10 protein-coding genes and 1 pseudogene are annotated in these 10,261 nt (G+C 61.3%); 2 read left to right on the top strand and 9 right to left on the bottom strand.

Annotation, left to right across the window (positions count from 1 at the left end; translation table 11 throughout):
* The 4 genes and pseudogenes from EOS_RS46385 to EOS_RS22755 form a co-directional block, all read right to left on the bottom strand.
* A pseudogene (locus EOS_RS46385) lies at window positions 1–169 on the bottom strand (salicylaldehyde dehydrogenase); the annotation flags it as partial.
* Window positions 170–193: 24 nt separating this feature from the next.
* A complete protein-coding gene (locus tag EOS_RS22765; protein WP_047848976.1) occupies window positions 194–1,024 on the bottom strand; it encodes a p-hydroxycinnamoyl CoA hydratase/lyase in 831 nt (276 codons plus the stop codon).
* A 145-nt stretch (window positions 1,025–1,169) separates the two neighbouring features.
* Complete coding sequence (locus tag EOS_RS22760; RefSeq protein WP_047848973.1) at window positions 1,170–1,640, bottom strand: MarR family winged helix-turn-helix transcriptional regulator; 471 nt, start codon at window positions 1,638–1,640, stop codon at window positions 1,170–1,172.
* A 149-nt stretch (window positions 1,641–1,789) separates the two neighbouring features.
* Complete coding sequence (locus tag EOS_RS22755) at window positions 1,790–2,806, bottom strand: 1-aminocyclopropane-1-carboxylate deaminase (protein ID WP_047848972.1); 1,017 nt, start codon at window positions 2,804–2,806, stop codon at window positions 1,790–1,792.
* A gap of 160 nt (window positions 2,807–2,966) precedes the next feature.
* Here EOS_RS22755 and EOS_RS22750 point away from each other — a divergent pair, with 160 nt between their 5' ends.
* Complete coding sequence (locus EOS_RS22750; protein WP_047848975.1) at window positions 2,967–3,476, top strand: Lrp/AsnC family transcriptional regulator; 510 nt, start codon at window positions 2,967–2,969, stop codon at window positions 3,474–3,476.
* A 160-nt stretch (window positions 3,477–3,636) separates the two neighbouring features.
* Window positions 3,637–3,957, top strand: a complete 321-nt coding sequence (gene ppnP / locus EOS_RS22745) for a pyrimidine/purine nucleoside phosphorylase (protein ID WP_047848971.1) — start codon at window positions 3,637–3,639, stop codon at window positions 3,955–3,957.
* An 82-nt stretch (window positions 3,958–4,039) separates the two neighbouring features.
* Here the strand turns inward: ppnP and EOS_RS22740 are convergent, their stop codons facing one another.
* The 5 genes from EOS_RS22740 to EOS_RS22720 form a co-directional block, all read right to left on the bottom strand.
* Complete coding sequence (locus EOS_RS22740) at window positions 4,040–4,414, bottom strand: hypothetical protein (RefSeq protein WP_047848970.1); 375 nt, start codon at window positions 4,412–4,414, stop codon at window positions 4,040–4,042.
* Window positions 4,415–4,649: 235 nt separating this feature from the next.
* Window positions 4,650–5,519, bottom strand: a complete 870-nt coding sequence (locus tag EOS_RS22735) for an alpha/beta hydrolase (RefSeq protein WP_268760347.1) — start codon at window positions 5,517–5,519, stop codon at window positions 4,650–4,652.
* A 22-nt stretch (window positions 5,520–5,541) separates the two neighbouring features.
* Window positions 5,542–6,273: a DUF4118 domain-containing protein gene (locus EOS_RS22730; protein ID WP_047848969.1), complete on the bottom strand. Its 732-nt coding sequence runs from the start codon at window positions 6,271–6,273 to the stop codon at window positions 5,542–5,544.
* Window positions 6,274–6,469: 196 nt separating this feature from the next.
* A complete protein-coding gene (locus tag EOS_RS22725) occupies window positions 6,470–9,517 on the bottom strand; it encodes an efflux RND transporter permease subunit (RefSeq protein ID WP_047848968.1) in 3,048 nt (1,015 codons plus the stop codon).
* Window positions 9,514–10,261: efflux RND transporter periplasmic adaptor subunit (locus EOS_RS22720; protein WP_047848967.1), on the bottom strand; the 748-nt coding region annotated here is incomplete at its 5' end. The genes EOS_RS22725 and EOS_RS22720, both read right to left, overlap by 4 nt.

Below are 10,261 nucleotides of genomic sequence, written 5' to 3'. Positions count from 1 at the left end.
ATGCGGGAAACGCGGCGTGCGCGGCTTCCACCGCTGCATCAGCATCGACAATGCTTGCAGCCGGCGCGCGCGTCGCGACTTCACCGCTCACCGGATTGCGCCGTTCGAAGCTGGCGCCGTCCGCGGCCTGCCGCGCCTTGCCGCCGATCAGCATGCTGATTTCGTTCATCGACCTGTCTCCTCAACCGTCATTTCAACGCTTATAGGCCTGCAGGCCAGGCTTGATCGCCTTGTCGTCGAGAAACTGCTTGAGGCCCTGCTCGCGGCCTTGCTCCGGGTCGCGCAATTGGGCCTGGTCGAGCTTCGCGTACAGATAGTCTTCGGCTTGCTCCCACGTGAGTTCGCGCGAACGCTTGAAGCCATTCTTCGCCGCGCGCAATACGACCGGGTTCTTCTCCAGCAGCTTCGCCGCGAGCGCGATAGTTTCGGCGCGCAATTGCTCGAGCGGCACGCTCTTGTTGACGAGGCCCATGTCGGCAGCTTCAACGCCCGTGAACGTATCGCCCGTCATGATGTAATGCAGCGCACGCCTGTGACCGACCGTGTCCGCCATCGCCTTGCTCACGAGGTTGCCGGGCGGGATGCCCCAGTTGATCTCGGAGAGACCGAAGACGGCTTCGTCGGCAGCAATCGCCAGATCGCACGCAACGAGCGGCGAGAAACCGCCGCCGAAACACCAGCCGTTCACCATCGCGATGGTCGGCTTTGCGTACATCCGCAAACGCCGCCACTGCCATTCCGATGCATCGCGACGGATTTTTTCCTGCAGGATTTCCGGACCGGCGTCGACTTCGCGGAAGTATTCCTTGAGGTCCATGCCTGCCGTCCACGCAGCGCCGTTGCCGGTCAGCACGAGCACCTTCGCGGCGGCGTCGAGTTCAAGCGCGTCCAGCACCTGGACCATTTCGGCATTGAGCGCGGGGCTCATCGCGTTACGCTTATCCGGGCGATTGAACATCACCCAGGCAATACCGTCTTCGACTTTTACGTCCACCGTGGTCCAGCGACCTTCGTAATTGCTCATGTCAATTTCCTGATAAATGGCTTGAATAAGCGGCGAAATCGTTAAACGATCACCTGCCTTGGACTCCATTTAATATCAGGTAGCCTGATATAGCAAGTGCGATTGATTCGGTGAAAACACCTAGGCTTTTTTGAACAAGGAGGGACTAACCGCGCAGGTTGCGCACGAAGGTTTCGAGGTGGCTTTGCAGCGAGGTCGCAACATCCGGTTCGATACCGGTGAGCATCTGCGCCTCGATCGTGCGCACGGCCTGCTCGCACTGCCGAAGGACTTCACGGCCTTCGTCGGTCAGTTGCAGCAGGACAATGCGCCCATGCGTAGGGTCAGGTTCCCGCGTGATCCAACCGCGGGTCGCCATTGCGTTCATGACCTCATTGGCCGACTGCGGGGTAATCAGCGAACGTTCCGCGAGCTGGGCGTTCGAGGCCTGGCCGCGAGCGTCAAGAACGGACATGGCGGTGAACTGAGAGAGCGTCAGACCGAGCGGAGCGAGCGCCTCGGTCATCCGGCGCCGCAAGATCCGGTCGAGACTGCCGATTACATAAGCGAGCCGGAGAGCGGGACGGCGTTTGCGTCCGGCGGATTCTTCCGGGGCCTGCGTGAGTTTCTTGGTCATCGATGGGTGGACTGATCGGTACGTTCCCGATCTTAACGTGCGGAGCCGGACCATGGCGACAAGGCGCCGTCGTTCTCGTGCCGGCAACGACGGCCCGGAACGAAGCGCCCCGCCATCACGAGAACGCTTCGCCCCGGACAATCACCCGATCAACCCTCGCGGAACAGGAAGCTATAAGCGTTCAACGCCGGCACGCCGCCGAGATGCGCATAGAGCACCTTCGAGCCTTCCGGGAACTCACCGCGCTTCACTTTATCGATCATTCCGTGCATCGACTTGCCTTCGTACACGGGGTCGGTCAACACGCCTTCCAGCTTCCCGCACAGGCGGATTGCATCGAGCGTGCCTGCATTCGGCAAACCGTATTCGGGACCGCCATAACGTTCATCGAGCACGATGTCGTTCAAGGTGATGTCGCGTCCAAGCTCGACCTGCTCCGCCGTTTGCCGCGCGATCCGGTAGATCTGGTCACGCGTCTTTTCAGGCTTGGCCGATGCATCAATGCCAATCACGCGATCCGCGCGCCCGTCTGCCGCAAAGCCCACGACCATGCCGGCCTGGGTGCTGCCCGTCACCGAGCAGACCACGATGTAATCGAACTTGAAGCCAAGTTCCGCTTCCTGCTGACGCACTTCTTCGGCAAAACCCACGAACCCCAAGCCACCTAGCGGGTGGTCCGAACAACCGGCGGGAATGGCGTAAGGCTTGCCACCTGCTTGCCGGACACTCTCCAACGCATCTTCCCAGCTCTTGCGAAAGCCGATGTCGAAACCATCGGCGACCAGACGCACATCCGCGCCCATGATCCGCGACATCTGGATGTTGCCGACACGGTCATACACGGCATCCGAATAGTTGACCCAGTTTTCCTGCACCAGTACGCATTTCATTCCGAGGTGCGCTGCAACGGCTGCAACCTGACGGGTCTGATTCGACTGAATCCCGCCGATGGACACCAGCGTGTCGCAGCCTTGAGCGATCGCTTCAGGGATCAGGTATTCGAGCTTGCGCGTCTTATTGCCACCGAATGCGAGGCCGCTGTTGCAGTCCTCACGCTTGGCGTAGAGCTGGACCTTGCCGCCAAGATGATCTGACAGCCGTGCGAGCGGCTGGATCGGCGTCGGCCCGAACGTGAGCGCGTGACGGGGGAATTTCTTGAGGTTCATGTGTCGCTCCGATAGACAGCAAAGTCGTCGCATTAATTTGCGTCGATGAGAAGTATGGTAAAAAACTTTGCCAGAGGCAGGGTTGCGAATAAATTGTCGTTTGTTTAATTCTCACTGAATGAATGCTTGATCGACGTAATTAACATGTGGAGAAATGCTGATGAACGCAACAAAAGTTCGTGCTAATCCGCTTGCGAGCGATGCGTCGGGCGCCGAACTGGACCGCGTCGACCGCGCGATCCTAAGGCTGCTTCAGCGCGACGCCTCTATTTCCAACGTCGCGCTGGCGGCTAAGGTGAACCTTAGCGCGCCGGCTTGCTTGCGCCGCGTCGAGCGGCTTAAGCAAGCGGGTCTGATCCGGGGAATCGTCGCGTTGCTGGAGCCCAAGAAGCTCAACGCGGGCATGCTGATGATTATCGGTGTCGTGCTTGACCGCTCGACGCCCGAGTCCTTCGCGGCCTTTGAGAAAGCCGCGCAAAAGGTCTCGGGATGCATGGAGTGCCACATCGTGACGGGTGAGTTCGACTGCTTCATGCTGGTACGCACGCGGGATAGCGAGAGCTTTAACCGCCTGCATGCCGAGCAGTTGCTTTACTTGCCGGGCGTGCGGCAAGTCAGGACGTTCATGGTCCTGAAAGAAATTTTGTCGACGACCAGTTTTCCCATCTGAGGTTTCTACGCTTTCTGTTCGCGCAGAACGCTCACATCGGAGCTATTGCCATTCCAAAGGATAATGATTATGTTTTGCCCGGCAACTCGATAAATCACCCTGCCCAAGGCATGGTCCACGCGCCATCAATAAACAAACTGGACTACAGGAACTCTCACGCATGACAACGACTGCACAATTCGACAACGTCTCTATCGTCAAGCGCGCGAACATTTACTTCGATGGTAAATGTGTCTCGCATACCATCTTGCTGGGCGATGGCACGCGCAAGACGCTGGGCGTCATTTTCCCCGCCTCGCTGACGTTCTCGACGCAGGCGCCCGAGCAACTGGACATCAACGCCGGCCGATGCCGCGTGCGCAATCCGGGGGAAGAAGCGTGGCGCGAGTACGTTGCGGGCGAGTCCATTACGGTGCCCGGCAACGCCAGCTTCGAAATTGAAGTGCTTGAAACGGTCGACTACGTCTGCCACTACTTTTGAGCGCAGGCCAGACCGTCGCAGTGAGTGTCAGTCGCACCTGACCAGAACAAAAAATGAGCGATTGACGGCAACCGTCTATCGCTCATAGTCGGGGCGCGTGTTCTCTGGACATGATCTGCCGACGCGCCGCCGCCGGACAAAGCTCGGCATACATCTGAACCAGCCAGGCGTGCGGGCATCCGTCCGCAATAGAAACACCGTTCGCATTGACGTCGCTTAAGCTGATCTGGCGATCCTGCAAGGCGGCCCTGAACGCATGGCTTGCCTTATGGCGCACATAAAGCATGGCGAGCACCGCCATGCCGAATACCGCTGCCCTGAGTTCGAACGTCCCCGAATGGCCCAGCGGCACATGCAGCAACAAGACGATGCAAAGGCATACCGCCGTCAGCACCACCACCGATGCCGACAACAGCACGACATGAGCGCGCAATGCGATCGACAAAGTGGGTTCCATAAAAGTCTCATCGGGCTGGCGCCAAGCGGAATTCGCTTTCAATATCGAACGAAGCCCCGCGTCCATTCGATGCTGAGCCCATTTCGACCGGTAAGGAAACGAAAAGGCCCACGCTCGCCGTAGAGTGCGTGGGCCATGCTTAAGCGACGCTTATCCGCGCGCGGAGCGTTAAGTTACCAAAAATTGTTTTGAAAGCTTCGGCGCCGCGGATGGGCGCCGGATCGCCGTCCAGGCTTTATTTGCTAATGGACGCCATCTGCCTGAGGCGTCTGGCAAGCGCCTTCGATACCACCGGCTTCGCGCCGCCCGCGGCGTTGCTGGCGGCTTCGCTTTCCTTAAGAAATACGGCCGTCTCGCGCGCAACGATCTCCCGCTCATTGTCGGAGGTGATCATGTGGTACGAGTCGTCGAGATAGATGGTGCGCAAAACCGTCGAGCCGATGTTCGACGCAACGAATTGCGCGTTGCGCGGACTGGACGTCTCGTCGTCGATGGCATGGATCAGGAGGCAATCGTTCTTGAGCGCCGACAGCGTCTTGCTGACGCTCGCGGCCAGCCGGCTGGCCTCGTGCAGTGCGGGAAGCGAGATGCTCGACGGACCGACTTCGCTCAGGTCGTTGCGCTGCATCGCCCGGCCGATCTTCGCTCGCAGTGCCTCGTTGCGCAGCCCGAACGGCGCCTCCTCCTTATAACGCCAGCGCTGGCGCAACGGCGTGTAGTAGGCCCAGCCGAGCAGGAATCGATACCACGGCATCGCCCATCCGTCGTACTTGAGCGTGACGGACAGGAGCACGATGGCCTGCACGCTGGGGCGCTCGCGCACGAGCGCCAGCGCGAGCGTTGCGCCCATGGAGAGACCGCACACGGACACACGCGGGTACCGCGCACTCAGCGCATCGAACTCCCTGACCGCTGCCTCGAGCCACGCTTCCATGCGCAGTTCCGGCGTGCCCGCGCTGTAGCCGTGGAGGTTGGGCGCGCACGTGGTGAGCCCTTCGCTATTCAGGTAACGCGCGAGATGGCGCATTTCGAGCGGCGAACTGGACAGGCCGTGCAGCATCAGGACGGCGTGATCGCTGCCTGGATAAAAGATGGAACTGTTCAACGCGGACTTTTCTTTAGTCAAGCTATTCAACCGTACGCAGGATCAGGAATTCACCGGCATGCGTGGTGAAGCGCTCGCAGATGCAATCCACGAGTTTATGCGCGCCGTCCCCGGAACCAATCCGCACGCGATGACGCCCCGGCTGTAAACCACGCTGGAGCCGTTCGATATCGTCGGGATGCGCGTCGGTAAAAAGCCGCCCTGGCGCCATTTCCTTGGCGCCCTGCGCCGCGTTGCGATCGACCGCCTGCAACAAGATGATGGCGTCGTGGTAATGCGGAAGATGCCGGATCAGCCGATGCGTTTCGTCCACGGCCCGGCGCGACAGCGCACGTTCATTGTCCGCACGTAGCAGCATTTCATAGCGCGACATCGCCACTGCCGCGATCAGTTCCGCACTGAACTGCGCGCGCCGCAGGCGCTCAATAAGGGTGATCGTGAACAGTGTTACCAGCGGGTAAGAAATCGCCAGCATGATGTCGGCGCGATTGACGACGTCAATCTGGCCGTAAGGGGGCACAAACAGGAAATCCGCGATGCCCAAGCCCAGCAGCATCACCGTCAGTGCGGGGATAAGGCCAAAGAAGTATTCGACCATCGCGGCCGCGATGGCGAATGCGACGCCCGGCATGACCGGGCCCAGAAACGGGTGCAGGGCAAGCCTGACCGCGCTTGCAACGCAAAGCGCCAGCGCGCTGAATAACCACACTCGCTTTCCGCGCGGCGCCCAGCGGCGGACGTTTTGAATATTCATTAAAGCTGCTTTCAGACGAACCATCGGGACGGGCATGGATTATTACACACAGTTACAGACAGTGTCCCATGCACTTGCTTAAGTGACGCTTAAGCTTTTGGGGTCGCTTGATCGATCGATAAAACAAGTCTTAAGTAGATAAGGAGATGTTAAGGATCACTGCATAAGCGCTTTTCAGCGCCCTTTGTTCATTCCATCAGCGCCGCGGTTTCATCAACAACTGCAGCAACACCGGCAACAGCAGCAACACCAGCGGCAACTGCACGATCAGGCCCGAGATGATCGCCACCGCCAGCGGTTGCTGCATGGCCGATCCCTGGCCCAGCGCAAACGCCAGTGGCAGCAACGCAAGAATGGCCGCGATGGTCGTCATGGCGATAGGCCGCAAGCGGTTCTTGCCCGCTTCGATCAACGCCCGGCTGAGCGGCATCTCTTCGTCGCGCATCAGGCCTTGCAACTCCGATACATAGAAGATCGCCACCTCAGTGACAATGCCGATGATCATCGTCATGCCCATCATCGCGGAGATGTTGAGCTCGATGTTGGTGACCCACAAGCCGATGAACACCGCGCCGGTGGCAAGCAACGGCATGGCAAGCACGGCCAGCGCAATGCGAAAACGCTCGTAGAGAAACAGCAACAGGCCGAACACCAGCGCAACAGCCGCGCCGAATACGATCATCAGACCCTTGAAGGCGATCTGCTGCTGTTGATACAAACCGCCGAGCTCGTAATACACGCCGGCCGGCAGCAGCTTGGCCGTAGTGAGCACTTTTTGCACATCAGCAATGGTCGAGCCGAGATCGCGTCCATCGATACGCGCCGTCACCGCGACCATGCGCTTCAGATTGTCACGGCTCACTTCCGGCTGTCCGGTCACGGCCACGCGCGTGGCCACGCGATTCAGCGCAAACAGATGGCCGTCGGGCGCGCGGATCTGCAACTGGCCGAGCTGGGTATCGGTGAGTGCAAGCGCACCGGCCACCCGGACCCGGATTGCCACGGTCTTGGGGCCAACCTGAAATTGCGTAGCGACGTTGCCTTCCACCATGTCGGACACGGCCTGCGCGATGCTCTGGGCATCCATGCCTTCAGCCGCCGCCGCGTCCGGCCGGATGTGCAGTTCGAGCGCGTCGCCGGCGGGATTGATGCCGTCGTTCACATCGACCACGCCCTGGACCTTGCCGATCGCCGCCGCTACGTTCCTGGCGGTCGAGTTGAGGGTGTTCTGGTCGTCGGAGTAAATCTTGATCTGCACAGGTTGCGGCACCGCCGTCAGATCGCCGATCAGGTCCTCCATCAGCTGCGCCAGTTCGATACTGACCCCCGGCACATCCGTTTCCACTTTCGTGCGAATCTCCTCCATCACGGTTTCGATAGGCTCGCGGTTCTTCGACTTCAGCCGCACGAAGAAGTCGCCCCGGTTCGGTTCGTTCAGGTCCCCGCCCAGACCTGCGCCGGTTCGCCGCGAGTAGGTCGAGACATTCGGATTCGCACTGACAATGGCCTCGACCTGCTTCATCAGCCGGTCGGTTTCGCTGATCGATGTACCCGGCTCGGTGTGATAGTCGAGCACAAAACCGCCTTCGTCCATGGTCGGCATGAAGCCGCTGCCAACCCGTGTGAAAGCAAACACAGCGACAATAACCAGCGGTACAAGACCGATCAGCACGAGCGCCGGCCGTGCGCTGACGCCTCCGATCAACTTGGCGTAACGCCTGTTCATCCAGGTCGCGAAACGGGTCTCGCTATGCTCTTCCGCGTCCTTCGGCTTGAGCCATCGGTCACAGAGTATGGGCACGGCAAGCCATGTGACCATGAACGAAATGAAGAGCGCGCTCGCCATGGTCACCGAAAGCGCCTTGAAAAACGCGCCGGTCACGCCAGAGAGGAATGCCAGCGGCACGAAGATGATCAGCGTCGCCGCGGACGACCCCGCGAGCGGCCGGGTGAACTCGAGTGCTGCCGCCATCACGCGGCCGTGAAATGCATTCGCGCCGCCCTCGCGCATGCGCCGCACAATATGCTCGATCATCACGATGGCGTCGTCGATCACGAGACCCACCGCCGCCGCCATGCCGCCGAGCGTCATGATGTTGAAGCCCATGCCGAACACATCGAGCAGCAGGATGGTTGCGGCCATCACGACCGGTACCAGCGCGACGGCGATCGCGGTGATCTTCCAGTTGCGCAGGAACGCGAACAGCGTCAGCGCGGCGAGCACCACGCCGATCATGATGGCGTCGCGCACACTCGTGGCCGCGGCGGTCACCAGTTCGCTCTGGTCGTACCAGTTGGCGAAGCGCACACCCGGCGGCATCTGCGGCTGGAACGCGCTCAGCTTCGCGCGGATCGCCTTCGCCATGGCGACGCTGTTCGCGCCGGGCTGCTGGTAGATGTTGATGAGCACCGCGTCCTGCCCGTCGGCGGTCACGCGCATCCATTGCGGCGTGACGCCCGCGCGCACCGTGGCCACATCGCCGAGCCGGACTTGCGCCGGACCGTTCGAGGTGACCACCACGTTTTTCAGATCGTCGAGCTGGGTGATGGTCGCGTCGGCGATGACCAGGTAGAGCTTGTAGTGGTCCTCGATCCGCCCGGTCGCCATCAGCACGTTGCTCGCCCCAATAGCCTTCGATACATCGGCGAGCGAGAGCTTGTAGGCCGCGAGGCGGGCCGGGTCCACGGCCACTTCGAACTCGTCGGTCGCGCCGCCCGTCACGTCCACGCGCGCCACCCCTTCCACCCCCGACAACAGCGGCCGCATCTGGAACTGCGCCAGATCGTGCAGCGCCGAGAGCGATTGCTGCTTCGACGTCAGGCTATACGCGAGCACCGGAAACACCGTCGGGTCCATGCGCCGGACCTGCATCGACGTCCCCTGCGGCAAGGTGCCAAGGATCTCGGCAATGGACGATTGCGCCTGCAGCGTGGCCTGCGCCATGTCCGTGCCCCAGTTGAAGTTCACCGATATCTCGGCGGACCCGCGGCTGGTCTTCGATTGCACATCGAGTACGTTCGGCACGCGCCGCAGCGCCTCCTCCACCGGCATGGTGACGAGCGTCGCCATCTGCTCGGCGGGACGGTCGCCGGCATCGAGCGAGACGACTGCACGCGGGAACGCAACGTTCGGAAACAGCGAGATCGGCAGCCGGAACGCGGTGAGCGCGCCTGCGACAGCGAGCAATCCAATCACGAACAACAACGAGCGTCGATGAGCCTGCATCCATTGGCCGAAGTTCATCGCGGCGCGCCTCCGGCGCCCTGCACCGTCATGCCATCCTTCAGTTCATAGTTGCCGCTGACCACCACCGGTTGCGCCGCGTTCAGCGGACCGTCGACGCCATAACGATCGCTGTCCTCTATCTGCGTGACCACGTTCACCCGATGCGCCTTGTTGCCGGACGCAACCTGGAAGATGAAATCGCCGTGCTCGTCCTTGAGCACGGCCGAGCGCGGGACGACCCAGTGCATGCCGCGGTTCGTATCGATATCGGCGGCCACGTGCGTGCCCGGAATGAACGCGCTATTGCCGAGCGGCACGTTCGCGCCCACATCGACGAGCTGGCTTTGCGTGTCGATGGACGCACCCACCAGGACCACGCGCCCCGTCATCGAAACCTTCGCGAGCGAGCTTGAAAGGCCGCGTAAGCGGACCTCATCGCCGGCATGGATGTTGACGGCGTCCGAGGGCTCCACCGCCAGCATCACGTTGCCACGCGCCTCCCGGCCGTTGTCCGTGCCGGCAAGCTGCACGATCGGCGCGCCGGCCTGGACCTGATCACCCTGTCCTACTGACACCTGCAGCACCACGCCGTCGATGGGAGAAGTCACGACCTTGCTGCCGCTCGTGATCCCGGTTGTTTCCTGCGACGCCAGCGCCTCACGGGCATCCTGCGCCGCCTTGCGTGCGGCGGCCAGTTGCGATGCGGTGGCGAGGCCCTTGTCGAACAGCGACTGGGTGCGCGCGACCTCGCCGTCGGCCAGC

Source organism: Caballeronia mineralivorans PML1(12) (assembly GCF_001028175.1).
GTDB lineage: Bacteria > Pseudomonadota > Gammaproteobacteria > Burkholderiales > Burkholderiaceae > Caballeronia > Caballeronia mineralivorans.
This window is presented reverse-complemented; position numbering and strand designations above follow the sequence as displayed.